We start from the raw sequence: 24,940 nt of genomic DNA, 5'->3' as shown, positions 1-24,940 counted from the left end.
GGCATGCTGGCGTTCTGGCCGGAGTACGGTCAGAGCATGACCCAGAACGCCGCACCTTTTGAAAGGATCGTTGTCGGTCTCGACTTCTCGCCGTCAAGCCTGCACGCACTCGACGTGGCACGGGCCCGCTTTCCCGGCGCGCAGCTGCTGCTGTTGCACGTGACAGACGCCCGCGTGACTGCGGCCCCGGACCTGATGGGCGGAGTCACTCCGGCGGCCCCCGACCCGGCGCTGCTGCACACCCTGGAAAGCGCTGATGCCGAGCGGCTCTCTGCCCTGGCCCGTGAAGGTGAGGAAACAGTGCAGCTGGTCGGAGATCCGGTCACCGGCATTCTGGAAACTGCGCGCAACTGGGGCGCCGAGCTGATCGTGGTCGGGACCCACGCCCAGGGCGCCCTGGAACATTTCTTTGTGGGCAGCAGTGCTGAGAAGCTGGTGGCCCGCAGCCCCATTCCGGTGTTGACCGTGCGTGTGAATGAAGGTGGTCGTCAGCCATGAAGGTGGGTGTTGTCGGGTCGGGTCTGGTGGGAGCCACCGCTGCCTATGCCCTGACGCTGCGCGGCACGTGCAGCGAACTGGTTCTGACCGACAAGGACGAGAAACGTGCCCATGCTGAGGCCCAGGACATTGCGCACGCCTCGCCGGTCAGCCATGGAACCCGCGTCAGCAGCGGGCCCACTGAGGCCCTGCAGGGCAGCCGTGTGGTGATTGTGGCGGCTGGAGCCAATCAGCAACCTGGCGAGAGCCGGCTGGACCTGACCGGAAAGAACGCGGCGATTTTCCGTGAACTGATTCCGCAGGTGGCGGCGTCCGCTCCCGGGGCGGTCCTGCTGATTGCCACCAACCCGGTAGACGCCCTGACCGATCTGGCCACGCGGCTGGCGCCGGATCACGCTGTTGTCGGCTCCGGGACCGTACTGGACAGTGCGCGCTTCCGCCATCTGATCGCCCGCCGCGCAGAGGTCGACCCTACGCATGTGCATGGGTACGTTCTGGGCGAGCACGGCGACAGCGAGGTCCTGGCCTGGAGTACGGTGACGGTCGCCGGGCTCCCGGTCGACGAGTTCATGGCTGCCCGGGGGCTGCCCTGGACCGCGGAGATGCGCGCCGAGATTGAAACCGGCACGCGGGACGCCGCCGCGCATATCATCGACGGCAAACGCGCTACCTACTACGGCATCGGCGCCTCGCTGGCCCGCATCACCGAACGCATTCTGGGTGACCGACGTGCGGTTCTGACAGTCAGTGCGCCTACCCCGGAGTTCGGGGTAAGCCTCAGCCTGCCGCGCATTGTCAGCGCAGGCGGCGTGCAGGGCACGATCATGCCCCGCCTGAACGCAGACGAACAGCAGGCGCTGGAAGCCAGCGCTCAGGTACTCAGGGACGCGTCGGCGGGTTTGCAGGCGTAGAGCCTGGGGGTGCCGTCGGCGCAGGAGCAGGAGCATCGGTGGCAGGCGCCTCTTCCTGCTCCAGAAACTCCCCTGTAATGGTGCCGCCCTCGGCCTTGACCGCATAGACCTCATTGTGCTCAAGGTCATACAGAATCATGCCCGCACTCAGCTTGTCGCCGCCCTTGACGCTTTCGGCAGGCTGCTCTGGGGTGCCAATCAGACGGGCAAGGTTGCGGGTGTCGTCGTACTCCACGCGGGCGGCCCGGCTGATCCGTCCTCCCGCACTGTTCAGCACGACACTCCCGACCAGTGTGGTGGTTTCCGCGTCCACGTTGACTTCGATACGCTGACTGGTACCACTCAGCGAGTCTTTCCCGTTCTCCCGGTCAAAGGTGATCGGGCCGTCGATGCGCGCCACTCCGTCGGCTTCGTCATAGACCAGCTTCTGGCCCTTGAGCTGGGTACGCCCCTGAGTCACCAGTACGGTGTCTGGCGCGGGTTTGGGGATGGCTTCTACCCCGCACAGCGCCAGCCGGTCGGTGGCGCCTTCCGGGACCTCGTCCAGTACACGGGCAGTTCCGGCGCTGGCTTCGATGCGGCCGTCGCTCTTGGCGCCGTCTCCCTTTTCCTTCTGCGTCACGATGGCCAGCGGCACGCGGATCAGGTTCTTGTCGATGCTGATCTCAATGCCGCGTGCCCCGGATTCGCTCAGCACCAGCAGGGTGGGGGTGCCCTCAGGCTCACCTTCACGCGGGCCGCATACCGCGTCAATGCCTGTCTCGTCGCTGGTCCCGGTGCGCAGGATGCGGATCCGGCGTTCCTTGCCGTCGTTGCCCGTACGGACCAGTTCCGTGCAGGACGTTTCAGCTCCCTCCACGCAACCGGCTGGCTGTGCGGCGGGCTCGGTGGGAGGCGAGGCAGGCGCAGCCGGAGCCGCCGGGCCCGGGGGAGCCGGCTGACCACTGGTCTGGGCCAGGGGTGCCGGAGTGAGGGCCACCAGCGTCAGCAGACCCAGCGTCAGCAGCGGAGCAGGGGAGCGCATATTTTCAGCTTACTTCTCGCCGCGCAGTTTAAATTGTTCAGTTGGAATCTTGTAGGCTGCATTCTTACGCAGCACGCGCCCCAGGGCGGTGTTCTGCTCGATGTAACCGCTGGCCGGCGCCACGATCTTGGCTCCGGTCTTGCTGTCGGTGCTGACCGCATTGCCCACGACATAAGCGACATTCTTCCGGTCGTCGTAGTACACGGCGTCTCCGGTGGTGGTGGTGGTTCCCTGGACCAGCTTGACGCCGCCGCGCACGTACAGGGTCTTGGCCTTGGTCAGGGCGCGGACCTCCTGACCGGTGATCACCAGTTCCTTCTGGTTGCCCTTGGGGGCGCGGGTCAGGCTGGGGGTACCGGTCAGCTGCGCCAGCTCTCGGTCCTCGTCAAACACCAGTTTCTCGGCGCGGCCACTTTGGATGCCGTTGGTCAGGGTGACGTTGCCTGTGCTGGTCGACAGGTTGTTGTCCACGTCCAGGCTCATCTGCGACGCCTTGATGCTCACAGTGTCGCCGTCCTCTTTACTCTCGGGAGCGAAGCTCGCGCTGGGCGTGCCACTCAGGACCCCCTGACCACTGGCCTCGCTGTAGGTCAACTTCTCGCCCCGGGCACTCAGGCGCCCACGGGTGACCTGAACGTTGCCGGTGAAGGTGCCGGTTTTCTTGCCCTCGGCCTGCATGATGGGGGTCCCGGCTGGGGCGGTAACCACAGCTTGCGAGGCACGGATGGTCAGGGTGCTGACCTTCGCGTTGACCGGGCTGCCGGTATAGGTCAGCGGACCGTTGCGCAGGTCGCCGCGCGGTGCGCCGGTGACCTCCAGGCGGCGGTTCTGGGCATTCTGGGCCAGCACGGTGGTGGCGGCGGTGGTCAGCAGGGCAGCAATCAGGACAGTTCGTTTCATCAGTCAGGTTCTCCTAAGGGGGTTGGGTCAGGCTCAACTGCTGGGCACTGGAACACGCTTGCCGTTGATGCATTGCTCGGTAGCATCGAAGTTCAATACCATCTGGCTGTCTTCCGCGGAGTCTTCGATGACAAACTGAAAGCTCATTCGCAGGCGATTAACGGTACCGGACATACTGGGCGAATCGACCTTCGCCACAGCGGCACTGAACCCCGATCCCTGTTCGATCTTCACGGGTTGCTCCGGCGTGCCGGTCAGGTCGATATCTGCACATTCACGGACCAGCGTGATCCGAGCCTGACGCGTCAGCATGTTGTCCTGGGCATCGATCGTCAGTTCTGGGGCACTCAACCGGGCGTCCAGCGTCTCACGGCCGGTCAGCATGCCCTTATTGTCTCTTTCCTTAACGACCCGCTGTCCGCCTGAAAGCGTGCGCAGGTGGGTCTCGTTGGTGACGGGATCACTGGTGACATGCGCTGCACGGAAACTCCACACGGCGTCCGGGTCACGGGCCGGGTACAACCGGAGCTGGACGCCCTGAAGTGTGGCGCCCGTGGGGCTCTCTGTCCGGCTGACCGGCAGAAGAGCGAAGACCAGTGCGAACACAACAATGGCCAGAAGTGCGTACAGCCCGATTTTCTGCACCCGTGCACTTTACCGTGCCGTCCTCATGAGAGTGGTGGGTGCGGGATGACACTACGCTCTTGTCATGATCGACACGCACACGCACCTTGATTATCTGGAAGATCCAGCCAGCGCACGGGGAGAGCTGGGCCTGAGCGCCATGGTGTGTATTGGAGCCAGCCTGCAGCATGCCCGCAATGCTCTTGACCTCGCCGATCAGTTTGATGACGTATACGCCACAGTTGGCCTTCACCCGACCGAGACGGGCGAAGACTCCTCACAGGTTCGCGCCGAGCTGGAGAAGATGGCGCTTCACCCCCGGGTGGTGGGGATTGGGGAAAGCGGACTGGACGACTACTGGGACGATACCCGCCGCACTGAGCAGCTCAGCGCTTTTGAGTGGCAGCTTGACCTTGCCAGGCGCCTGGACAAACCGCTGGTGATTCATACCCGGGACAAGGCGGACCAGGACAGTGCCCATCAGGGAGTCATGGACGTGCTGAAAGCGTGGCCAGATGTTCCAGTCATCCTGCACTGCTTCAGCGGACACGCGGGAATGCTGCGTTTTGGACTGGAGCGGAGCGCGCCAACTTACTTTGGCTTCGCAGGCAACGTGACCTACAAGAATGCTCCGCTTATCCAGCAGGCAGCTCAGAACGTGCCGCTCGACCGGCTGATCCTGGAAACCGATGCACCCTTTCTGTCGCCTGTTCCCAGGCGGGGCCGCCCGAACCGACCCGGCTACGTGCGCTACACGCTGGAGTTTATTGCCGTCTTGCGGGAGCTTGACCCAGCTGAACTCGAACAGGCAACCGATGAAAACGCACGGCGGGTGTACAGATTGCGTACCTGAGAACTGGACGGTGCAGGCCTCTGACCAGCCTGAAAGTCACCAGGCCTGATCAACTCTTTCTACATTATGAAATTTAATGTGATGCGGTTTTCCCATCGTTTTACGAGCCAGAGAGTGCCCTGAAGCTGGTTAAGTCGTATATCGTTTCGATCACATTTGACCCCGCGCCGGTGCGGGACTAATATTTCATTCACGAGCTATACCAAGTTCATTCTTCTGTCTCTTTTCGGGCAGAAGAAGCAGGTGTTCGGCTGCTCCCTTTCGTAGGGAGCAGTAGGCCGCTTTACGCCTCTTTCGTTTGTCTGATAAGGAGTCTCTGCATCCTATGGCTTTGAAACCATTCTCCATTGGTTCTGCATTTCTGCTTGGCACACTTTTGATTGGCTGTGGTACGACAGGAACCGTTGAGGTCGATACCACGCCCCCAACCGTGGCTCTGGGTGCCACTCCAAACTCATTGACTGCTGCTGGCAACGTCGTTCTGAAAGCGGAAGCCAAGGACAATGTCGCCGTTACGAAGGTGGAATTCTACGAAGGAGACAAGAAGATTGGCGAGGACACCACCGCTCCTTTCGAGTTCACTGCGGCGCTGAACATCAGCCAGAACGGTAAGCGGACCTATACCGCTACAGCTTATGACGCGGCGGGCAACAAGACGAGCGCCAGCACTGAAATTACAGTCGCCATCAGCGACACCACGGCACCAACGGTGACTCTGGCAGCCACTCCCAATCCTGTAACGGCTGCCGGGAACATCATTCTGAAGGCCCAGGCCCAGGACGATGTTGGTATCACCCGGGTGGAATTCTTTGATGGCGCCATCAAAATTGGGGAAACGACAAGCGCACCCTTCGAGCGAACCGTTGCTGTAAATGCTGTTCAGAATGGTAAACGTACCTATACAGCCATCGCCTATGACGCCGCAGGAAACAAGACCAGTGCCAGCGCGGAAGTCACAGTAGCAATTACGGCTGCTACTGACCCACTGCGCGGAGTCGTCGTTGACCAGAACATCGGTGCACCTGTGGCAGGCAGCAGCATCACGGTCATGCAGAACAATGAAGTTCTGGGCACGGTGATCAGCGATGCCAACGGACAATTCACGCTGACCGGTCTGAGCGCTGGAACGTATGATCTCAAAGCCCGCAAGGCTGGCATGGCCGGATCAGACCTGTACGGAGTAGTGGTGGGAACGCAGACCCCCTCTGTGCAACTGGTCCAGCGTCCGGCTTTTGACACCACCAGCACTACGGATCCTGCCAGGCTGACGTTCACCCGTGCCGATGGCAGTCCACTTGCCGGCGCTACATTCACGAACGGGGTGGACTTCCGGATCCAGACGACTGCCGACTCCAACCATGTCGGCCCTGTTCGCATCATGTACGCACAGTTGGGACGTACGCCCGGCAGCGCAGTGGTGACCAGTGCGGCCAACGCCAGCAACTGGAACTTCTCGCCCCCCCAGGACAAGCTGGGCCAGGTGGACTCTGGGCCAGTAAACACAGCGGCCAATATCCCAAACTTCATTGCCGGTTTCGGCAGCGCTGCTGGTGAACAGGTCTACCTCGAGATCATGACGGTGGATTTCAACTACAACTACTCGCGCTACATCGTGCCGATCAAGCTGATCAACACGAACACGGCAACAGCGAACACGGTGGTGGCTCCCACCGCCGCTGCTGCGACTGCCTTTACGTTGAAGCAGGAAGGATCATGGACCACCCCGTTTAGCGCCCCCGAGCAGGACGCTGCCCCGAACGGCTCGGGTGTGTTTGTCGAAGTGCGTTGGTGCTACACCAATACGGCTGCCTCAGCCAAGCCGTTCGCCTTCGATATCGAGCGTTCGGAAGACGGCACGAACTTCACCAAGATCGGCACTGTGGGCGGCGCAGCTAATGCCGCCTGCTCGACCACGGACCAAGCGGCACGTCCCTTTAACTACCGTGACACCAGCGCAGATCTGACGGTTGGCAAGACCTTCACCTACCGCGTGAAAGCCCGCGGCGCCAATACGGTCGCCAGCAATACGACTCAGACCACTCCGCTGGCGCAGTTCATGCCCACCTTTATCGCTCCAGCTGATGAGACCACAGGTGTGTCGCTCAACCCGACTTTCGTCCTAGGCCAGAACCAGACGGCGATTGGCGCTGACGGTGCGGCTTATAACCTGCGCGTGCGCGACCTCATGAACTTGAACGGCTTCAACCTGCCGGGCGCCTCAGCCAATGCACTGATTCGTGTAGAGGAAGGCACCGGAGATACTGGAAACCGCGTCCCCGTTGGTCAGTCGCTCGTCTTCCTGAGCAGTGGCCCCGTGCTGGGTGCCCCGACGGCAACAACGAGGATCCTGACCGATACAAGTGGCAGGTATGACGCCGCAAAACCCAACCAGTACCCGGTAAATACGACCGATCACACGGTGAGCATGCCATGGAACGTACTGGTTTCCAGTCCACTGCAGCCTCTGCGTCCCTACAAGTGGGAGATGTACTCGGGGATTGCGTACAAGTATGCCCCGGGGGAGAACAACAGAATCTCGGCGTATTCGGTCTACACCTGGCCTGGCGCTTTCGCGCCCATCAACCAGACCCGTCCTGTAAACATCAACTGGGATTTCATTACCGGCGAGAAATGACTTATCTGAAACCGCCCCTGTTTGCGGGCGGTTCAGGTTCTCTTCCTAAGCGCACCCTATTCACAGTGAGGACCCACGATGCGTAAGAAACTGAATCGAACCCTCGGTGTACTGAGCCTGACAGCCCTCCTTGCTGCCTGCTCTCAGCAATCCCCGACAGCCGTGACCCCCAATCCCACCCAGGCCACACCCGTTGCGGAAATTGCCCGCATTGGCAACATCAGCTATGTGAAAAACGAAGTGGTTGTTGCTTACGAGAGCGATGCGGGACTGCAAGCCGCAGCTGCCGCTCTGAATGGCACAGTGGTACGCACGATTCCTGAGATCCGTACTGCTCTGATTCTGGTGAGCGGCGATGCGCTGAAGGTTGTGGGCAAGGTTTCGGATTTAGAGGGCGTGCGGTACGCCACCATCAACACCGTGGTGACCCCTGAGGAGGCCCCAACTCCGGTGCTTACGCCCAGTGGCCTGACTCCACAGGCCGCCGCAGCAGACCAGATTTTCGACGAACTGCCCCAGTATGCGCTTGACCCCCGTCATCTGAATGCCCGGACTGCCTGGGATAAGGGCCTGACGGGTAAGGGCGTTGTGGTTGCCGTTATTGACGATCCCGGCGACGTGACTCACCCTGACCTCGCGCCCAACTGGGCCGGCAAGGCCTTTGATCCGGTACAGGCCAAGACGTATACCAACGGCGAAGAGTGGAAGAACTACGTTAAGAAGCCCGAGAACTCACACGGTACGTTCGTGGCGTCCAGCATCGTCGCGCCTAAAGATGGGAAAGGCATTGTCGGTGTAGCACACGAGGCGAAGTTCATGCCCGTCATGATGTTCAACCCTGGAGCGATCTCCAGCTTCAATATTGCCCTCGGAGCAGTTTGGGCCACGAACAATGGCGCGCGTGTCATCAATAACTCCTGGGGTGGTGGCATTTCCTTCGGCCCGGTCAAGGACGCCTTCGACTACGCCATGTCCAATGGCACGGTCATCGTGGCGTCGATGGGCAACTCCTACCATGACGAGTTCCAGTACCCTGCTGCCCTTCCTGGCGTGATGGCCTCAGGTGCTCTTGACGCCAGCAACCGCAAGGTTACCTTCTCTACCAGTGGCCGTCACATTTCCAGCAGCGCTCCTGGGCAGGACACGATGCTGGCCAACCCTACGTGGCTGGGCGGTGGACACCGTCTGATCTCTGGCACGTCTTTCTCCTCGCCCTACACAGCAGGGGTGGCGGCTCTGGTACTGCAGAAGTGCCCGGCTGCGACGCCCTACCAGGTGCGCCGTGTTATGGAGATGAATGCGGATGGCAGCATCGGCACCAACCCGAATGGGTTTGACCGTGAAACCGGCTGGGGCCGACTGGATGCTGGCAAAATTGCACATAACCTCACAGACTGCGCTGCGCTGCCTGCCAAGGGTGCCAACGTGCACATCAGCTTGTCGTACGTGAATGGACAAGGAACACAGAAGGGAATCCTGGGTGACGTGATCCTGCGCGGTCAGGGTATGCGTGCCGGGGCCACCGACGACCCCACCCCGCTGTACCTGTCGCCCACGGATGCAAACGGTGAGGCGCGCTTCTCCGAAATTGCACCTGGAACGTACGACCTGTACGTTGCAGGCCCCGATCTGACGGCCAGTGGCGGAAAGACTGAGGAGCGCGGTACCTTCATTGGGACGTTGACTGCAACGAGCGGATCAACGTACTACAACCCCGACGAGAAGCGTATCTTGCTGCCTGCGACTTTCCTGGACACCAATCCGACCGACCCTTATGAGCCGAATGACACCCCGGCTGATGCCAAGCCTATTGCTTACGGTCAGACGACCAATACGGCTTACATCTACGGTAAGGACAAGGATTACGACTATTTCAAGTTCGCAGGTACTGCGGGTGACCAAATCAAGGCCGAGATGCTTGCAGCCGCGCAGCTGGGTGGTCAGTTGGATTCCCTTCTGTACCTGGTCGGGCCAGATGGCAAGGTGCTCGCCTTCAACGATGATCGTGGTACCCCCCGCATCGACAGCGATTCGGAAATCACTTTCACCCTTCCTGCCACAGGTACCTACTACCTGGTGGCTACCAGCTGGGAAATCGGTGGAGAAGACACTGCCGATAACAACCCCTTCAACAAATACAAGCTCAAACTCGCCAAAACCAACTGAGCGATCAGTCAAAAGGAAAGAGCCGCTCCCACTGGGAGCGGCTCTTTCAGTGCTGTTCTATGTGGCCAGCAACTTGGCAAACGCTAGATGGATGTCCTGAGGGGGCAGCGCCATACTCACAGCACCCAGATACGGTGATGGTGTCGAAGGATCATTGAGACGGCAGCTGACTGGTAATGGCCACGATCACCTGTTCCAGGGTCAGTGGTCCGGTATCGATCACCCGGGCATCAGGCGCCGGAGCACTCTGAGTCGTATCCAGCGCGTCCCGCTGGATCAGGGCTGCTTCAATGGCCTCCACGGCCTCCGGGCGTTCGCGGGACCGGCGTTCGGCGCGCACGCGCGGACTGGCTGTCAGATAGAACTTGGCCGGTGCGTGCGGGAATACGTTGGTGCCCATGTCGCGGCCCTCGGCCACGAAAGGAGGCGTGAGGGCGCGCAACTGGTCATCCACCCAGGCGCGCACTTCAGGGTGAGCGGCCACCTGGCTGACCCCTTGGTCTACAGCGCTGGAGTGCAGTTCCGGTGTCAGGTCCCGCTGGCCCTGCCAGACGCGGTTGCCTTCCGCCAGAGGCTCAAGCCGCAGCGGGTGATCCCGCAGGTAAGCCAATAGTGAAGCCTGGTCGGTCAGGTCAAGGCCGGCATCCTGACCCAGCAGGGTAGCGGCACGATAAAGCAGACCGCTGCTGACATAAGGCACACCCAGAGCGCGTGCCACACCCGAGGCCACGCTGGATTTTCCGCTGGCGGCGACGCCGTCAATGGTGACAATCATCAGAACAGTGTAGGGTCCGCCCTGCATCTTTTGTTGGTGGGCAGTTCAGGGAGCAGGCCGCTAGACTGGGGGCACATGAAATACGCTTCCCTGATGCTCTGTGGCCTGCTGGCCCTGACCGCCTGTCAGAAAAAGGACGAGGCCACCAAGACCACTGAGACCGAAACCACCAAGACTGAAACCACCAAGTCCACTGAGACGGCCGAGACGAAGCCAGCCGGTGAAACCAAAAGCACACCAGAGGTCAAAGCCCCTGCTGCCCTTCCCGCAGGCTTCAAGCTGGTGCCCTTCATAAGCGACAAGCCGGTTCGCGAATTCAAGGCAGAGCCCGACATGAGCCTGGAAGACGGCAAAGACTATTACGCGGTGATCGATACCAATCGCGGACAGATCGTGGCCGACCTCTACGAGCAGGAGACGCCGGTGACGGTGAACAACTTCGTGAACCTGGCGCGCAACCACTACTTCGATGGCATCCGTTTCCACCGCGTGATCGAGGGCTTTATGGCCCAGACCGGCGATCCGCTGAGCGTGGATGAGGCCAAGAAGGCCGAGTGGGGCACTGGCGGACCCGGCTACCAGTTTGCCGACGAGTTCCGCACCAAACTGACTTTCGACGGTCCCGGCATCCTGGCCATGGCCAACAGTGGCCCCGCCACCAACGGCAGCCAGTTTTTCATCACCTTTGCCCCCACGGACTTCCTGAACGGCAAGCACACCATTTTCGGCAAGGTCGTGCAGGGTGACGACCTGCTGCCTAAACTGACCCGCACCATGAACGAGAGCAACGAGGAAGTTGCCGGCGCCGTGGCAGACAGAATTCTGACCGTACGGATCGCAACCAAGGGATAACTAAAAAAAGGGCAGGCGAGGTGGGAAGTTGCTCCACCTCGCCTGCTTCTGGTTCTGGTCCTAGCTCCGCTCGTCTTCGTCGTCGAAGTATTCAAAGCGGAAGGCACCGATCTCGACCGTGTCACCTTCGCGGGCTCCGGCGCGTTTCAGTGCGTTGTAGAGCCCCTGGCGCTTGAAGACGTTCCCCAGGTACTCGGAGGCGTCTTCCATATAGCGCGAGAACCGCACGATGCGCTCCTCGAAGCCGCCTCCATGCACTTCCCAGACACGTTCGGGCTTGCCTGTCGCCACGATCCCCACGCCTCTGGCTGGGGCGTCCTCGCGGAACACCACCGTGAGTGGTTCAGCAACCACCGTTTCGGGCTCGACTTCCAGCGCGCGGTTCTGGGCCCACAGTTCCCGGTCAGGCAGCATCTGGAAGATGATCTCGCGCAGTTCGGCCAGACCGGTGCCTTCTTTGGCGCTGACCTTGAGCACAGGCAGGCCGTAGGTCGCCAGCTCATCTTCGACCATGACGGCCAGATCATCCTCGACCAGTTCGACCTTGTTCAGCGCGATCAGTGCGACGTTGTCCAGAAGGGTCGGGTCGTAGGCCTGCAGTTCAGCCTGAAGCTGCCGCAGTTCCTCCACCGGGTCACGGGTGACGTCCAGAACGTAAATCAGCAGCCGGGTGCGGCTGATATGGCGCAGGAACTCCAGTCCCAGCCCCTTGCCTTCCGACGCGCCCTCAATGATGCCGGGAATGTCTGCCAGCGTGAACCGCTCGTCGAGCGGGCTGCCGTGAGCATCCACCCGGTCCACCACACCCAGAATGGGGGAGAGGGTGGTAAATGGGTAGTCGGCGATGGCCGGATTGGCGCGCGACAGCGCTGCGAGCAGGCTGCTTTTGCCGGCGTTGGGGTAACCCACCAGGCCGACGTCCGCGATCAGGCGCAGCTCCAGGCGCACGCGGCGTTTCTGCCCGGGCGTGCCCAGTTCGGCAAAGCGCGGGGCCTGCCGGGTGCTGCTGGTAAAGGTGCTGTTGCCGCGCCCACCCAGGCCACCCTTGGCAATGACCTTTTCCTGCCCGACCCGCACGAGGTCGGCAATCACCTTGCCGGTGTCCTCGTCGAAAGCCGTGGTGCCTACCGGCACATCAATGTAGATGTCCTCGCCGTCGGAGCCCTGCCGAAGCCGGCCTTCGCCGTAGGCGCCGTTGGGGGCCTTGAACTTGCGCCGGCCCACCAGACGCTCCAGACTCTCGACGCCTTCGATAGCGCGCAGGATAATGCTGCCGCCCTTGCCGCCGTGCCCGCCGTCCGGGCCACCTTTTTCCATGAATTTGGCGCGGTGGAAGCTCATGCTGCCGTCTCCACCGTTGCCGGCGGCCACCTCAATGTTCAGTACGTCACGAAACGCCATGCTGCGTCCTCCTGGCTTGCTGCCCTAATACAAAAATACGCCCTGCCCGCAGATGGGCAGGGCGCCGGGGGCTCATGCCTCCGGTCAGTCGGCAGCGACTTCGGTCTGGGCGACTTCAATGCTGATGAAGCGGCCCTTGTTGCCCTTGTTCGTGAACACGACCTTGCCGTGCTCGAGAGCAAACAGGGTGTGGTCGCGGCCCATGCCTACGTTGGCCCCTGCCTTGAACTTGGTGCCGCGCTGGCGGACCAGGATGTTGCCGGCCAGCACCTGCTCGCCGCCGAACTTCTTCACGCCCAGGTACTTGGGGTTGCTGTCACGTCCGTTCTTGGACGAACCTACGCCTTTCTTGTGTGCCATGTGAGTTCAGTCCTCCCCTCAGCCCTTGATCCCAAGGATCTTGATGGCGGTGTAATCCTGACGGTGGCCGGTACGGCGGCGGTACTGAACGCCGCTCTTGTACTTGCGGATGTAGATCTTGGGGCCGCGGCCGTGCTCGACGACTTCGGCGTTCACGACAAAGTTGCTGACGGCGTCGCCGAACAGGGCCTGATCGCCGCCCACGAAAAGGGGAGTCAGGTCGAGCTTGTCGCCCGCTTCGCCCTTGAGGTTCTCGACGCGGATAACGTCGCCTTCCTGCACGCGGTACTGCTTCCCGCCGGTCTGAATGATTGCAAACATCGGTCTTTCCTCCTGCTGACGCCCGGGCCGCTGGAACGCTGCCAGCGGGGGGCCTGATGAACCTTGCCCTATGAAGCATGCAAGATGCACCTAGGGGTCCTGCTCGCACACCCGGCCTGAGAAGGCGCGGGTCACCAAGCAAAAACTTTAGCACAAACCGGGCGCGTCTGGGTAGACGGGAACACCCCGAACCGGAGCAGAACAAGCGGCCGGAACGGGTCTGGAGCAGGCAACGTTCCCCTGTGGGCAGGAGAAGTGGTGTGTTGCGTGCGTGTTCCCGTTCTGTCTGACGTGTCCTCGCGGTACACGTGAACTCGCGCAGGCGCGAGCCTCAAGTCCTGTAACCTCCGGGCGGCCTCGTTGGAGATGCCACTGCTTTTCTCAGCATAGCAGGCAGTGCACAGCCCACCACGCCTTTCGTCACACCTGGCTGCCGGAACGCTGCCGCCCTATGCCGCGTATCAGGAAGTGTGCTGACCCGCTTCCGGCTGATCTGGCGTGACGCTCTGGCCCTGCTGCTGGCGCTGGGCGACCGCCGTACCCCTGCTCAGGCGCGACTGACAGCCCTGCTGGCGCTGCTGTATGCCGTCAGCCCAGTGGACCTGCTGCCTGACCTGCTGCCTCTGCTGGGGGTGGTTGATGACGCTCTGGTGGTGCCTACGGTGCTGGCCCTGGCGGCGCGGCGCTTGCCAGCGCCGGTATTGCAACAGGCGCAGGCCCGTGCGGCCCGACTGCCCTGGGTGCTGCCGCTGGGCCTGCTGGCTCTTGTGGGAGCAGGCGTACTGCTGTGGACGCTGCTGGGCAACTAACCCCGGGTTAACCCTCAGGCCTAGACTGGGCCGCATGCGCCTTCTGCTCGTCGAGGATGATCCGCGGATTGCCCAGCCCACCACCGGGGTGCTGCGCGAGGCCGGGTACGCGGTCACCTGGGCGCAGACCGGCCCGGAAGGTCTGGAAGCGGCGATGCTGGGAGAGTACCCCCTGATTGTGCTGGACGTGATGCTGCCTGGTCTGGACGGCTTTGAGGTTGCCCGGGAACTGCGCGCCGGTGGCGTGGACTCCGCCATCTTGTTTCTGACTGCGCGTGGGGAGCTTGCCGACCGGATCGAGGGCCTGGACCTGGGCGGGGACGCATACCTCGTCAAGCCCTTTGCCATGCCTGAACTGCTGGCGACCCTGCGCGCCCTGTCGCGGCGTGAGCGGGGACAGGGCGCCCCACGGGTGACGTTCGCCAACGGCCGTGGCACCCTGGATACGGTGGCCCGCACCGTCGGGTGGGATGGCCAGGAGATCTCCGTGACCGGACGCGAGTACGCCTTGATTGAGGCGCTGGCGCTGGCCCCCGAGCGCTGGTTTACCCGTGAGGAACTGCTCGACCGGGTATGGGGGCCGGAATTTGGCGGTGAGGCGCGCATTGTGGACGTGTATGTGCGCTACGTGCGGCGCAAGCTGGCTCCCGAGGCCGTGGCCAGCGAACGTGGCCGGGGCTACCGGATAGAGAAGTAGGCTGGCTGTGCGCCTGATTCCGCCCCTGACCCTTCGCGCACGGCTGGCCCTCTGGGCCGCGCTGGCCACCGGACTGGCTACGCTGCTGGTGGCAGCCGGGCTGTTCCTGGCGGTGAGCCGCTTTCTGCGTCAGGCCCAGGAGCAGCGCCTGCTGAGCGCCACGACGGCCGTGCAGGGACGGGTGGAGGACACCCTGCGCCGTCAGGCCGAGAGTGGATCGGCGTTGCTCCTGGGTTATCAGCTGGATGTGGCTACCCTGCAGCGCCTGCTGGAGAGCGATCCCCAGAGCCGCCGCGACCTGGATCTCCGGGTAGTGACCGTGCAGGGCGGGCAGCTGGCGCAGGTCCAGACCCCACGCTTTCCTGGGGGTATCCGCGCCGATCTGCGTCCCGGCGCGTACCTCACGGCAGGAGGCACCCACCTGATTCTGGTCCGGCCCCTGCTGGCCAATCAGGTCCTGTTGCAGGTGGCCGCTGACGCCCGCGCACTGAGCGACGCTCAGCGCGCCTTCACGCGGGCCCTGGCGTGGCTGCTGCCCCTTTCGCTGCTGCTGTCGCTGGGGGTGGGCTGGACGGTGGCCGGACGGCTGCTGCGCCCGGTGCGGACGCTGGAGCAGGCGGCGCGGCAGGTAGGCGAAAGCGGGGAGCTGCGCCAGCCCCTGCCGGGTGCCGGGACGACCGACGAACTGTCCCGTCTGGCGCTGACCCTGCAGGGGAGCTTTGAACGCCTGGCCGACGCCCGGGACCGGGAACAGGCCTTTTTGCGTGCGGCGGCGCATGACCTGCGCAGTCCGCTGGCGGCCCTGAGCGCGCGGGTGGAGGGCAGTCTGGCCCGTGACCGCGACGCCGGGCGCTACCGCAGTGACCTCAAGGAGATCGGCACCGATCTCAACCGCCTGGCTACCCTGACCAACCATCTGCTGCTGCTGGCACGTGACCCCAGTGCGGTGGCTCAGGCACCGGTGCCGCTGCGTGACCTCGCGGCCGACGCGGTCGACCGCGCCCGGGAGCTGACGGAAGCGGACGTCGACCTGCACGCCACGCAGCCTGTGACGGTGCAGGGAGACCGGGTTCTGCTGGGCCAGGCGGTCTGGAATCTCACCATGAACGCGGTGCGGCACGCCCCAGGCGCTGCAGTGACGGTCACGGTCAGCAAGCACCCAGGCGGCGCGGCGGTGACCGTCCAGGATCACGGTCCGGGTGTGGACGCAGCAGTCCTGGCGCGGCTGGGTGAGGCTTTCTACCGGCCTGATGCCAGCCGCACTGGAGACCATCTGGGGCTGGGCGGCCACGGTCTGGGGCTGGCGCTGGCCCGCCGCGCTGCGGAACTGCATGGCGGCACCCTGACCCTGCGCAGCGCCCCCGGTCAGGGGTTTACGGCTGTGCTCTGGCTCCCCGCGCCGCAGACCTCTGGTACGCTCTCGGCATGACAGCGTTGGCAGGCGGAAGCTGGAGTGCCGTAGTGCTGGGCGGCGGCGATCCCGGCGACCCGTTTGCGGCACGGCACGGTGTGAAGGTCAAACCTCTGATTCCGCTGCGTGGAGAGCCCATGGCTGCCCACGTGTTGCGTGCCCTGCGCGGCAGTGGCCGGGTGGCCCGGGTGGCCTACGTCGGGCCGACCACCCCTGAACTGGACGCCCTGGTGGATCTGCGGGTGACCGATCACGGTACCCTGCTGAGCAATCTGGAAGCCGGGGTCGAGGCCCTGCGCGTTGCCGGGCTGAAGCCTGGCGAACGGGTGCTGGTGGTCACGGCCGATATTCCCATGCTCCGTGCGCAGCAGCTCTGCGACGTACTGGACAGTGCTCCCGACGCCGCTCTGGTGTATCCGGTGGTGACCAGGAAAGCCTGTGAGGCCGCCTACCCTGGAGTCAAACGAACCTATGTGAGGGTGCGCGACGGCACGTTTACCGGCGGGAACCTGTTTCTCCTGGATCCGGCGCTGATTTCTCAGTTTCTGCCGCGCCTGCGGGAAGTTCTTGACGCCCGCAAGACGCCCTGGAAGCTGGCCAGGCTGATCGGGCCCGGAGTGCTGGTCAGCCTGCTGACCGGTCGCCTGAGTGTAGACAAGCTGGAACAGAAGGTCTCGCAAGTGTTGGGCGTACCGGCGCGCGCCCTGATCACGCCGCACGCGGCGGTAGGCACCGACGTGGACAAGGAAGAGGACCTGACCCTGGCTGAAGCTCACCTGCCCGAGGCCTGAAACCGGGCTTATAAAACCTGAGTGCTATGCTCAGATTTAAGCGGCTGCACGTGAAAAAAGGCTAACCTGTTGCCCTTGCGCCTACATGCGGGCGTGTGCATACTGTCCCCCATGCCTCACGTGATCGTCAGCCCCTGCATTGGCACGAAGGACCAGGCGTGCACCGAAGTCTGCCCCGTGGAGTGCATCTACGACGCGGGCGAAATGTTCCTGATCCACCCGGATGAGTGTATCGACTGCGGGGCCTGCGTGCCCGCCTGCCCCGTCAGCGCCATTTTCCCGGAAGAGGATGTGCCCGCCGGCGAAGAGTCCTTTATCGCCCGTAACCGCGAACACTTCGGTCTCTGAAGTTCAGCGGCTCCCGGCTCCCGGCCTGTGTCTGGCCGGGAGCTTTTTTATGTACCCCTCTTGCTTCCGGCCCATCTGCGCGGCTAGCATGACCGCGCCCGCACTGCGTGCCGGAAAGGAGGTGATGACGTGAACGAACATCCGGAGCAGGAACCGCCCAGTACACCTTTCACGCCATCCCACCACCGGAGGACGCCATGCGCCACACCGACCACAGATCACGCGTGAACACGGGGGGCGGCCCGTGCTGACCTACTACCGCAGCATTGCCGGAAAGCTGACCACTGTCGACGGGTATATCGACGGCTGCTGGATCAATGCTGCTGACCCCAGCGCCGAGGAGCTGGCCCGGATCAGCCGTGAGACCGGTCTGGACCTGGACTATCTCAGCTATCCCCTTGACCCGGACGAACGCTCGCGTTTCGAGCGTGACAACGGCCAGCTTCTGATCATCATGCAGACCAGCTACCGTCTGCCCGAGGACAGTGACATCCTTTACGACACCGTGCCGCTGGGCATTCTGCACACCGATCATTGTCTGGTGACGGTGTGTGCGCTGCCGGAAAACCCCGTGATCAAGGATGTGATCAGCGGACTGGTGCGGCGGGTCAGCACCGCCAAGAAAAACCGTTTGACCCTGCAGCTGTTTTTGCGCAATGCCCAGCGCTTCCTGATCGATGTGCGCCAGATCAACAAACGCGTGGATACCATCGAGGACAAGCTGGAAAACAGCCAGCAGAACCGTGAGCTGCTTAACCTGCTGAAGCTGGAAAAAAGCCTGGTGTACTTCATGACCGGCCTCAAGGCCAATGAGGCCATGATGGAGCGCGTGAAACGCGACCGGATCTTCGAGATGTACGAGGAAGATTCGGATCTGCTTGACGACGTGCTGATCGAAAACCTGCAGGCCATCGAGATGGCCTCGATTGCCAGTAACATTCTGACCAGCATGGCAGGCGCTTTTGCCAGCGTGATCAGCAACAACGTCAATCAGGTGGTCAAGGTCCTGACCGTGACGACCATTCTGGTGGCTATTCCTACGCTGATTACCAGCATTTTCGGCATGAATGTTCCTCTGCCGTTTCAGGAGAGTCCGGTAGGGATGTGGTTCGTGCTGGGCATCGCCATTACCCTGTCTGGCACTCTGGCCTATCTGTTCTACCGCTGGCGCGTGTTCTAACTGTTCAGAGACTGCTCTTGCAGGCAGCTCGTCAGTCTGGACAAAGGCCTGAGGACAGCCGGAAAACCGGTGCGTCCCCTGACCTGGGAATCTGCCGGAACACGCATGATCCGGAGCCTGCGCCTGCATGCCTTCCGGTTTCACCGTCGGGCGGCCTGCAGAGCCGAAGAGCAGCTTTTTGTCTTATGACCATGCAGAGGAAGCGGCTGTCGAATGGATCAACCGCTGCTTTCCGGCCTGTGCCACTGCGAGGGGGGCCAGGTATGACACGAAGTTGAGGGGGCCCTCCGTGTGAAGTCGCGCTCCGCAGGGAAGTTATGCCGGCACACCTTCACTTCAACCAGCTCCTCTTGAGTTTGTCGTCTGCGAGGCTTTTGTCAGGTGGGCCGGGATACCGTCGCGGCAGTGCCGCCCCTCGCCTTCCAGACAGAACCCCCATCCCTGCACGAACAGCAGTTTCGTTGTCAGGCGCTGCAGGCTGTGATAGCGATATCGCTGGTCACGTCAGTCTTTGCCCTGATGGTGGGTTTTCCTCTGAACTGGAACGTCAGCATCAAAATCGGGCTGACGTTCCTGATCGTCAAGAATGTGGTGTTTCTGCTCTGGCTGAGGTCCTTTCCTCAGCAGTACGCCCTGGTGGGGGGAACACATTTCCTGATTCTGGCTGCGACCGGGATCTATAAGTTCGGTCAGGCGGTCATGATTGATCATGTCGCCAGGGGGCTGGGCAACTACTCCTACTGGTTGCCTCTGGTCTATGTCGTGGCCTTTCTGGCCTTCTCGGGCCGCGTAGCTCTTGGAGCGTCACTGGGTGTCTTTGCAACTCTGGCGGCCATCGTGCTGAGCTATGTGGCGACCGGCACCGATGATATGGGTCTGAAACGCGAAAACTCCGTGCTACTGATTCAGGTGCTGCTGACGCATGCCACCTTTATCAGTTTCTTTCTGCTGTTCGGCGTTCTGCAAAACCGGTATGTATCCGCTATTGCTGAGGCTCAGAGCGAAGCCAGGGCCGGTTACCTCGATGTTCTGACCAATGTTGCCAACCGCCGGCAGCTGATGCTGTGGCTGACCAGCCGCCAGAACCGGGCCGAGACCACCGGCGAGCCTCTGTGTGTGATCCTGTTTGACCTTGATCGCTTCAAGCACATCAACGATACCTATGGACATGATTACGGTGACGAAGTGCTCAAGCGTACAGCGGCTGCAGTCGCCGGTGCTCTACGGCGAGGCACCCTGTTTGGCCGCTGGGGCGGTGAGGAGTTTCTGGTCGTTCTGCCGGCAACAGCGCGGGGAGAGGCGCGCGGCGTAGCGGAACGTATTCGCCACAGCGTGGCAGAGGTGAGATATGACCTGCCAGTCCAGGTGACCGTGAGCCTGGGAGTTGCGCAGGCTCAGCCTGGAGAAAATCTCCAGGCACTGCTCAAGCGGGCGGACGAAGCGATGTACGCCGCCAAGCACGCCGGCCGCAATCAGGTGCAGGCGGCCTGAATCCAGACTGGCCTGTACCTGGCGACCAGTTCAACCGGCTGGACTGGGGTCCTCCGGTGCAGGCTGTGAGATGCTGGCCTGCGCAGTACGTGGGGCCAGCACGACCATAACGCCGCCCCGTCCGGCTGAGTGATGCGCTGGGGTTCGCCGTCGGCCGCGCGTTCCAGAGTTTCGTTGAGGCGGGCCTGCGCTTCGGCATAGGGCCAGTTGGGCAGTCGACTCGGACTTATAGAGACCTCTTCGCGGTGGGAGCTTTCAAGCTGTTCTCACTGACAATCACCCAACACCGTAGGAATAGGCCAGGCGACAGCGGGAACTGCGAAGGACGTGTCAGTCGAGGCCCACAGCCAGCAGGGCACCGAACAGTGCCAGATTCTTCATGAACTGCGCGCGCTGCTGCTCGCGTTCGCGACCCTGACGGTCCCAGAACGGATGGCCGATGACAGTGGTGGGAATGAGCGTGGCAGCCAGGGCAGTGCTGGCCGCACGTGGCGCCAGGCCCACGGCCATCAGGGCTCCTGCGCCGACCATGACGGCGCTGCCGACCTTGACAGCCAGCTCAGGCTCTGGAACTTCTGCGCCGTGCGCGGCCCGCACAATCGGTTCAGGGTTCTGGAGATGATCCAGCCCGTTTTTGATAAAGACGCTTGCCAGCAGCGCCCGGCCGATAAATCCTGTCACGCTCATGCCTGTCTCCCTCCCGTAACGCCGTAATGCTGATGCGAGGAAGTTTACCGCGCCCCGCACATACGCAGACCTTTAGACACCCTGAATAACGGCCAGCTCACGGCCCAGTTCGTCCATGACGCCATGGATGGCCTGCACACCGGTATGCAGCAGCTGGCTGTACTCTGCGAGCGAGATAGGTCCTTCTTCGGCCCCACCCTGAACCTCAATGACCAGACCCGTGTCGGTGGCCACCACGTTGAGATCCGCACGGGCCACCTTGTCCTCGGCGTAGTCCAGGTCCACGCGCACTTCCTCGCCTACCAGACCGACGCTGATAGCCCCGACCTTGTGGGTCAGCGGCCATTCGCTCAGCTGCCCGGAGTTGATCAGACGGTCACAGAAGTCGTGCAGCGCTGCGTGCCCGGCCAGGATGCTGGCGACCCGTGTGCCGCCGTCAGCCACCAGCACGTCGCAGTCCACATAGATGGTCTGGTTGCGGAAGTACTTCAGGTCCACGCTGGCCCGCAGCGCCCGGCCCAGCAGACGCTGGATTTCGTGGCGGCGGCCGTTCTGCAGGTTGCGCTCACGTGCCTGACGGTCATTGGTGGCGCGCGGCAGCATGGAGTACTCCGCCGTCAGCCAGCCTTCCTTCTTACCGCGCATATGCGGAGCGGGTTTGTCTTCCAGGGTGACGGTGGCCAGGATCTCGGTGCGGCCCATGATCAGATGGGCGCTGCCCGGAGCGTGGGGGTTGACCCCGCGCTTGACGCTGACCGGCCGGGGTTCGAGCAGACCCCGGCCCTCGCGGGGGGGGAACTTATTGGGTTGGACGCTGGTCATGTATGAATATGCTCGATTCTCAGCGGCGCTGCCTGTGTGGAAGCCGCTGCGGGAGTGTGGTCTTCATTGTGCACGTTTTGACTTACCAGGGTGGCGAACACCGGACGCGCGGCGTCCACGTCGCCTGTCACCAGATAGGTCACCTTGCCGGTTTCAGTCCGGGCCGTCAGCAGATTCTCGGCTGCCAGCACGCGCCGGGTATGTCTGGCCACCGCTGCTCCGCTGTCAACCAGAGTAAAACAGTTTCCAAATTCGGCGTGAATGCTTCCGGCGAGAAACGGATAATGGGTGCAGCCCAGTACCAGTTGATCGGCTCCAGCCTGGACCAGCGGAGAAAGAACCTCCCGGAGCACTGCCTGAGTTTCGGAACTGTCGGCCTGTCCAGCCTCGACCAGTGGAACCAACTCACGGCTGACGGCCTGCAGGACCTTCACTCCTGCGGGGTCGGCAAACTGCCGGATCACGTCGGCCAGCAGGGTTCCGCGCAGGGTTCCTGGCGTGGCCAGAACGCCTACCACCCCGCTGCGGGTGGCCTCTACTGCTGGCTTCACGGCCGGTACCAGTCCAATGATCGGTATGGCAAAGCGCGCGCGCAGGTGCGACAGGCTGAAGGCACTGGCGGTATTGCAGGCAACCACTACGCCCTTGACTCCCCGGGCATGCAGGGCACTGACCGCCCGATCAGTCAGATCCCGAATCTCCTCATCGCTGCGCGCTCCGATCGGCACGTGCGCCGTGTCGGCCAGATACAGGTACTCCTCATGGGGCATGGCCCGGCGCAGCTCGGCCAGTACACTCAGGCCGCCCACGCCGCTGTCGAACACGCCCACCGGCGCCGCACTGCTCATCCTGGAGATGATAGGTCAGACCTGAACGGTCCGCACCTGTGCCGCCTGCTGCCGGTCCAGGTTCTCGATGGCGCGCACCGCCACGGCCGCCACCTGCACCAGTTCCTCGCGGTAGTGACTGAGGTCGGCCCGCGTGCCCATTAGATGTTCCAGAGCGGCCTGGTTGGCTTCCCCCACCTCCTCGCCCAGCACCATCAGCCACACGGCCGGGTCCAGGGTCTGTTCACCCCACTTCGCCTCCTGCCGCTCACGTTCACGTCTGACCTCGGCCAGCACGCCCGGCGTCGCCGCCGTCAAGCCAGTGCCTCGCTCAGGGTTTCGCCGAGCGCCCGCATACCCTGGTCAATCTTCTCGGGGGCCGCACTGCTGTAGCTCAGGCGCATGGTGTTCTCTCCGCCGCCCAGCGCAAAGAAGGGGCTGCCCGGCACGTACGCGACCTTGCGCTCCACCGCGCGGGGCAACAGCGCCGTGGTGTCCAGCCCCTGTGGAAGAGTGACCCACAGGAACATGCCGCCCTGCGGCTGCGTGAACTCCACCCCTGCCGGGAAATGTTCGCTGATACGCGCGATCATGCGCTGACCGCGCTCCCCGTAGACCCGTTTGACCGTCTCGATCTGTCGGGGAAGGATGGGCAGCAGTTCGGTGATGATCATCTGGTTGAAGGTCGGGGTGTGCAGGTCCGAGCCCTGTTTGGCCTGGATCAGCTTGGCAATCACCGGCCCGGCCGCCTGCACCCAGGCGTCGCGCAGGCCGGGCACCAGGGTCTTGGAAAAAGAACTGCTGTAGATCACGTGGTTGCGCTCGGGGTCGCCGCCGGCCAGAGCCAGACCCAGCTCATAGAGGCTGGGCGCCGGCTCTCCGCTGAACCGCAGCTCCCCGTAAGGATCGTCTTCGATGATCAGCAGGCCGTGGCGGGCCGTCAGTTCCACCAGGGCCTGGCGGCGCTCCAGGCTCAGCGTCCTCCCGGTGGGGTTCTGGAAATTGGGAATGGCGTAGAGCAGCTTCACTCGCTGGCCCTGCGCCTGCTGTTCATGCAGGACACGCTCCAGGGCCTCTACGTCGATGCCGCCGTCGTCAGTAGGAATCTGGGCGTAGCGCGGCAGGTACGGCTGGAAGGACTGCAGCGCTCCCAGGTAGGTTGGTGCCTCGACCAGGACGGTGTCTCCCTCATCGATCAGCACCTTGCCCAGCAGGTCCAGGCCCTGCTGACTGCCAGTCACGATCTGCACGTTGGCGGCCGGAATGCCGTGGCGCATGGCAATCCATTCGCGCAGTGGGGCGTGACCTTCAGTGGTGCTGTACTGCAGCGCAGCCGGGCCATACCGGGTAAGCACGTCATCGGCCGCGCGGCGCACGTCCTCAATCGGGAACAGTTCCGGAGCAGGCAGACCGCCAGCGAACGAGATCACGTCCGGCTGCTGCGTGATCTTCAGGATTTCCCGGATGGCGCTGGCATTCATGGTCCGGGCCCGGCGGGACAGCTGCGCACTCATGTCAAAAGCGGTCGTGGTCATGCGTTCATGCTACGCCTGCCCCCACGTCCAGTAGACCCGCTTGGCAGAACAGAGGCAGCGGGTAAAGTAGGAACCGTTAAAGGAGGCACATTATGCTCGTCACTGGTAACGACATTCTGGTCCCGGCCCGCGCCGGAAAGTACGGGGTTGGCTCGTTCAACACCAACAACATGGAAATCACCCAGGCGATCATCCACACCGCCGAGCGGCTGCGCAGCCCCGTCATGGTGCAGATGAGCGAAGGGGCCATCAAATACGGTGGTCAGGATCTCGCCAACATCGTTATTGATCTGGCCGAGCGCGCCACGGTACCGGTTGCACTGCACCTCGATCACGGCAGCTCGTACGAGAGTGCCCTGAAGGCCATCAAGATGGGCTTTACCTCGGTCATGATCGACGCCTCGCATCATCAGTTCGCAGAGAACGTCCACGAGACCCGGCGGGTTGTCGAGGCCGCGCACGCCATGGGCATCAGCGTGGAAGCCGAGATCGGGCGTCTGGGCGGCATCGAAGAGCACATCGTGGTGGACGAGAAGGACGCCTTCCTGACTGATCCAGAGGAAGCGGTGCAGTTCGTGGAACAGACCGGTACCGACTACCTCGCTATTGCCATCGGGACCAGCCACGGCGCCTACAAGGGCAAGGGCCGCCCGTTTATTGACCACGAGCGTATCGAAAAGATCGAAAAACTGCTGGGCATTCCGCTGGTGGCCCACGGCTCCAGCGGTGTTCCGGCTGAGATCGTGCAGCGATTCCGCGACTCGGGCGGCGAGATCGGTGACGCTTTCGGCATCGCGGACGAGGACCTGCAGCGCGCGACCCAGCACGGGATTGCCAAGGTCAACGTGGACACCGACCTGCGTCTGGCAATGACCGTCGGTATCCGCGAAATTCTGAAAAACAGCCCCAAGGAATTCGACCCCCGCAAAATCATGGGGCCTGCCCGCGACGTGATGAGCAAGATCGTCGAGCACAAGCTGGGCGTGCTGGGCAGCGTCGGTAAAGCCTGACCAGTACACGTT

The 24,940-nt window shown here is 62.8% G+C and carries 27 protein-coding genes; 14 read left to right on the top strand and 13 right to left on the bottom strand.

All coding sequences use genetic code 11. From position 1 onward, the window contains the following. The first annotated feature begins 3 nt into the window (after positions 1–3). On the top strand, positions 4–498 hold the full coding sequence (locus DEIDE_RS12755) for a universal stress protein (protein WP_242402920.1): 495 nt from the start codon (positions 4–6) through the stop codon (positions 496–498). Beyond that, positions 495–1,409, top strand: a complete 915-nt coding sequence (locus DEIDE_RS12750) for a lactate/malate family dehydrogenase (protein WP_012694379.1) — start codon at positions 495–497, stop codon at positions 1,407–1,409. The genes DEIDE_RS12755 and DEIDE_RS12750 overlap by 4 nt, the downstream gene beginning before the upstream one ends. Here the strand turns inward: DEIDE_RS12750 and DEIDE_RS12745 are convergent. From DEIDE_RS12745 to DEIDE_RS12735, 3 genes are read right to left on the bottom strand one after another with little or no spacing between them, the layout of a single operon-like run. Further along, positions 1,378–2,433 carry an LptA/OstA family protein gene (locus DEIDE_RS12745; protein ID WP_012694378.1) on the bottom strand — a complete coding sequence of 352 codons (1,056 nt, stop codon included), beginning with the start codon at positions 2,431–2,433 and terminating at the stop codon, positions 1,378–1,380. The genes DEIDE_RS12750 and DEIDE_RS12745 overlap by 32 nt on opposite strands. Before the next feature lie 9 nt (positions 2,434–2,442). Continuing rightward, positions 2,443–3,333 (bottom strand): LptA/OstA family protein, encoded by an 891-nt coding sequence (locus tag DEIDE_RS12740; RefSeq protein WP_012694377.1) that lies wholly within the window; start codon positions 3,331–3,333, stop codon positions 2,443–2,445. A gap of 33 nt (positions 3,334–3,366) precedes the next feature. Beyond that, positions 3,367–3,978, bottom strand: a complete 612-nt coding sequence (locus DEIDE_RS12735; protein ID WP_012694376.1) for a hypothetical protein — start codon at positions 3,976–3,978, stop codon at positions 3,367–3,369. A gap of 64 nt (positions 3,979–4,042) precedes the next feature. On the opposite strand from DEIDE_RS12735, the gene DEIDE_RS12730 reads away from it, so the two are divergent. From DEIDE_RS12730 to DEIDE_RS12720, 3 genes are all read left to right on the top strand, one after another. Further along, the gene (locus DEIDE_RS12730; RefSeq protein WP_012694375.1) at positions 4,043–4,810 is read left to right on the top strand and encodes a TatD family hydrolase; all 768 of its coding nucleotides are present in this window, start codon (positions 4,043–4,045) and stop codon (positions 4,808–4,810) included. 325 nt (positions 4,811–5,135) lie between these two features. After that, complete coding sequence (locus tag DEIDE_RS12725; RefSeq protein ID WP_012694374.1) at positions 5,136–7,445, top strand: Ig-like domain-containing protein; 2,310 nt, start codon at positions 5,136–5,138, stop codon at positions 7,443–7,445. A gap of 78 nt (positions 7,446–7,523) precedes the next feature. Further along, positions 7,524–9,611 carry a S8 family serine peptidase gene (locus DEIDE_RS12720; protein WP_012694373.1) on the top strand — a complete coding sequence of 696 codons (2,088 nt, stop codon included), beginning with the start codon at positions 7,524–7,526 and terminating at the stop codon, positions 9,609–9,611. 151 nt (positions 9,612–9,762) lie between these two features. Here the strand turns inward: DEIDE_RS12720 and cmk are convergent, their stop codons facing one another. Continuing rightward, positions 9,763–10,386 carry a (d)CMP kinase gene (cmk, locus tag DEIDE_RS12715; RefSeq protein ID WP_012694372.1) on the bottom strand — a complete coding sequence of 208 codons (624 nt, stop codon included), beginning with the start codon at positions 10,384–10,386 and terminating at the stop codon, positions 9,763–9,765. 75 nt (positions 10,387–10,461) lie between these two features. Here cmk and DEIDE_RS12710 point away from each other — a divergent pair, with 75 nt between their 5' ends. Continuing rightward, complete coding sequence (locus tag DEIDE_RS12710) at positions 10,462–11,238, top strand: peptidylprolyl isomerase (protein ID WP_012694371.1); 777 nt, start codon at positions 10,462–10,464, stop codon at positions 11,236–11,238. A gap of 60 nt (positions 11,239–11,298) precedes the next feature. Here DEIDE_RS12710 and obgE read toward each other — a convergent pair whose 3' ends face one another. The 3 genes from obgE to rplU form a co-directional block, all read right to left on the bottom strand. Beyond that, on the bottom strand, positions 11,299–12,639 hold the full coding sequence (gene obgE / locus DEIDE_RS12705; RefSeq protein WP_012694370.1) for a GTPase ObgE: 1,341 nt from the start codon (positions 12,637–12,639) through the stop codon (positions 11,299–11,301). 84 nt (positions 12,640–12,723) lie between these two features. Beyond that, positions 12,724–12,999 (bottom strand): 50S ribosomal protein L27, encoded by a 276-nt coding sequence (gene rpmA, locus DEIDE_RS12700; protein WP_012694369.1) that lies wholly within the window; start codon positions 12,997–12,999, stop codon positions 12,724–12,726. A gap of 18 nt (positions 13,000–13,017) precedes the next feature. Further along, on the bottom strand, positions 13,018–13,320 hold the full coding sequence (gene rplU / locus DEIDE_RS12695; RefSeq protein WP_012694368.1) for a 50S ribosomal protein L21: 303 nt from the start codon (positions 13,318–13,320) through the stop codon (positions 13,018–13,020). Between the two features lie 470 nt (positions 13,321–13,790). On the opposite strand from rplU, the gene DEIDE_RS12690 reads away from it, so the two are divergent. The 7 genes from DEIDE_RS12690 to DEIDE_RS18085 all read left to right on the top strand — a co-directional run bounded on the left by DEIDE_RS12690 (position 13,791) and on the right by DEIDE_RS18085 (position 20,047). Next, complete coding sequence (locus DEIDE_RS12690) at positions 13,791–14,129, top strand: DUF1232 domain-containing protein (protein ID WP_012694367.1); 339 nt, start codon at positions 13,791–13,793, stop codon at positions 14,127–14,129. A 34-nt stretch (positions 14,130–14,163) separates the two neighbouring features. Then, complete coding sequence (locus DEIDE_RS12685) at positions 14,164–14,826, top strand: response regulator transcription factor (RefSeq protein WP_012694366.1); 663 nt, start codon at positions 14,164–14,166, stop codon at positions 14,824–14,826. 7 nt (positions 14,827–14,833) lie between these two features. Beyond that, on the top strand, positions 14,834–16,255 hold the full coding sequence (locus tag DEIDE_RS12680; protein WP_012694365.1) for a sensor histidine kinase: 1,422 nt from the start codon (positions 14,834–14,836) through the stop codon (positions 16,253–16,255). Next, a complete protein-coding gene (locus DEIDE_RS12675; RefSeq protein WP_012694364.1) occupies positions 16,252–17,028 on the top strand; it encodes an NTP transferase domain-containing protein in 777 nt (258 codons plus the stop codon). The genes DEIDE_RS12680 and DEIDE_RS12675 overlap by 4 nt, the downstream gene beginning before the upstream one ends. Before the next feature lie 111 nt (positions 17,029–17,139). Further along, the gene (locus DEIDE_RS12670) at positions 17,140–17,376 is read left to right on the top strand and encodes a ferredoxin (protein ID WP_012694363.1); all 237 of its coding nucleotides are present in this window, start codon (positions 17,140–17,142) and stop codon (positions 17,374–17,376) included. Between the two features lie 244 nt (positions 17,377–17,620). Then, positions 17,621–18,556, top strand: a complete 936-nt coding sequence (locus DEIDE_RS12665; protein ID WP_012694362.1) for a magnesium transporter CorA family protein — start codon at positions 17,621–17,623, stop codon at positions 18,554–18,556. A gap of 519 nt (positions 18,557–19,075) precedes the next feature. Then, positions 19,076–20,047: a GGDEF domain-containing protein gene (locus DEIDE_RS18085; RefSeq protein WP_162485467.1), complete on the top strand. Its 972-nt coding sequence runs from the start codon at positions 19,076–19,078 to the stop codon at positions 20,045–20,047. Here the strand turns inward: DEIDE_RS18085 and DEIDE_RS19900 are convergent. The 6 genes from DEIDE_RS19900 to DEIDE_RS12635 form a co-directional block, all read right to left on the bottom strand. Next, on the bottom strand, positions 20,029–20,262 hold the full coding sequence (locus DEIDE_RS19900; protein WP_415542980.1) for a type II toxin-antitoxin system prevent-host-death family antitoxin: 234 nt from the start codon (positions 20,260–20,262) through the stop codon (positions 20,029–20,031). The genes DEIDE_RS18085 and DEIDE_RS19900 overlap by 19 nt on opposite strands. Positions 20,263–20,377: 115 nt before the next feature. Then, positions 20,378–20,734, bottom strand: coding sequence for a DoxX family protein (locus tag DEIDE_RS12655; RefSeq protein ID WP_012694360.1), 357 nt, complete (start codon positions 20,732–20,734; stop codon positions 20,378–20,380). A gap of 72 nt (positions 20,735–20,806) precedes the next feature. After that, positions 20,807–21,556: a ribonuclease PH gene (gene rph / locus DEIDE_RS12650; protein WP_012694359.1), complete on the bottom strand. Its 750-nt coding sequence runs from the start codon at positions 21,554–21,556 to the stop codon at positions 20,807–20,809. Further along, on the bottom strand, positions 21,553–22,404 hold the full coding sequence (gene murI / locus DEIDE_RS12645) for a glutamate racemase (protein ID WP_012694358.1): 852 nt from the start codon (positions 22,402–22,404) through the stop codon (positions 21,553–21,555). Before murI ends, rph begins: the two co-directional genes overlap by 4 nt. A gap of 15 nt (positions 22,405–22,419) precedes the next feature. After that, positions 22,420–22,701 (bottom strand): nucleoside triphosphate pyrophosphohydrolase family protein, encoded by a 282-nt coding sequence (locus DEIDE_RS12640; protein ID WP_012694357.1) that lies wholly within the window; start codon positions 22,699–22,701, stop codon positions 22,420–22,422. After that, a complete protein-coding gene (locus DEIDE_RS12635; protein ID WP_012694356.1) occupies positions 22,698–23,918 on the bottom strand; it encodes an aminotransferase-like domain-containing protein in 1,221 nt (406 codons plus the stop codon). Before DEIDE_RS12635 ends, DEIDE_RS12640 begins: the two co-directional genes overlap by 4 nt. A gap of 92 nt (positions 23,919–24,010) precedes the next feature. Between DEIDE_RS12635 and fba the strand changes: the two genes are divergently transcribed. Further along, entirely contained in the window at positions 24,011–24,928 is a 918-nt protein-coding gene (gene fba / locus DEIDE_RS12630; protein ID WP_012694355.1) for a class II fructose-1,6-bisphosphate aldolase, read from the top strand. Positions 24,929–24,940: the final 12 nt, after the last annotated feature.

Origin of the sequence: Deinococcus deserti VCD115, assembly GCF_000020685.1 — a bacterium.
GTDB classification, from domain to species: Bacteria; Deinococcota; Deinococci; order Deinococcales; family Deinococcaceae; genus Deinococcus; species Deinococcus deserti.
The sequence above is the reverse complement of the archived record's forward strand: the minus strand, read 5'-3'. Positions and strand labels throughout refer to the sequence as shown.

Coding starts and splice junctions, on each gene's coding strand:
- DEIDE_RS12745 (WP_012694378.1), bottom strand. CDS start 2,433: ATGCGCTCCCCTGCTCCGCTGCTGACGCTGGGTCTGCTGACGCTGGTG.
- DEIDE_RS12755 (WP_242402920.1), top strand. CDS start 4: ATGCTGGCGTTCTGGCCGGAGTACGGTCAGAGCATGACCCAGAACGCC.
- cmk (WP_012694372.1), bottom strand. CDS start 10,386: ATGATTGTCACCATTGACGGCGTCGCCGCCAGCGGAAAATCCAGCGTG.
- DEIDE_RS12675 (WP_012694364.1), top strand. CDS start 16,252: ATGACAGCGTTGGCAGGCGGAAGCTGGAGTGCCGTAGTGCTGGGCGGC.
- DEIDE_RS18085 (WP_162485467.1), top strand. CDS start 19,076: ATGGTGGGTTTTCCTCTGAACTGGAACGTCAGCATCAAAATCGGGCTG.
- DEIDE_RS12685 (WP_012694366.1), top strand. CDS start 14,164: ATGCGCCTTCTGCTCGTCGAGGATGATCCGCGGATTGCCCAGCCCACC.
- DEIDE_RS12670 (WP_012694363.1), top strand. CDS start 17,140: ATGCCTCACGTGATCGTCAGCCCCTGCATTGGCACGAAGGACCAGGCG.
- fba (WP_012694355.1), top strand. CDS start 24,011: ATGCTCGTCACTGGTAACGACATTCTGGTCCCGGCCCGCGCCGGAAAG.
- rplU (WP_012694368.1), bottom strand. CDS start 13,320: ATGTTTGCAATCATTCAGACCGGCGGGAAGCAGTACCGCGTGCAGGAA.
- DEIDE_RS12635 (WP_012694356.1), bottom strand. CDS start 23,918: ATGACCACGACCGCTTTTGACATGAGTGCGCAGCTGTCCCGCCGGGCC.
- DEIDE_RS12750 (WP_012694379.1), top strand. CDS start 495: ATGAAGGTGGGTGTTGTCGGGTCGGGTCTGGTGGGAGCCACCGCTGCC.
- DEIDE_RS12710 (WP_012694371.1), top strand. CDS start 10,462: ATGAAATACGCTTCCCTGATGCTCTGTGGCCTGCTGGCCCTGACCGCC.
- DEIDE_RS12730 (WP_012694375.1), top strand. CDS start 4,043: ATGATCGACACGCACACGCACCTTGATTATCTGGAAGATCCAGCCAGC.
- DEIDE_RS12655 (WP_012694360.1), bottom strand. CDS start 20,734: ATGAGCGTGACAGGATTTATCGGCCGGGCGCTGCTGGCAAGCGTCTTT.
- murI (WP_012694358.1), bottom strand. CDS start 22,404: ATGAGCAGTGCGGCGCCGGTGGGCGTGTTCGACAGCGGCGTGGGCGGC.
- rpmA (WP_012694369.1), bottom strand. CDS start 12,999: ATGGCACACAAGAAAGGCGTAGGTTCGTCCAAGAACGGACGTGACAGC.
- DEIDE_RS12725 (WP_012694374.1), top strand. CDS start 5,136: ATGGCTTTGAAACCATTCTCCATTGGTTCTGCATTTCTGCTTGGCACA.
- obgE (WP_012694370.1), bottom strand. CDS start 12,639: ATGGCGTTTCGTGACGTACTGAACATTGAGGTGGCCGCCGGCAACGGT.
- DEIDE_RS12740 (WP_012694377.1), bottom strand. CDS start 3,333: ATGAAACGAACTGTCCTGATTGCTGCCCTGCTGACCACCGCCGCCACC.
- DEIDE_RS12720 (WP_012694373.1), top strand. CDS start 7,524: ATGCGTAAGAAACTGAATCGAACCCTCGGTGTACTGAGCCTGACAGCC.
- rph (WP_012694359.1), bottom strand. CDS start 21,556: ATGACCAGCGTCCAACCCAATAAGTTCCCCCCCCGCGAGGGCCGGGGT.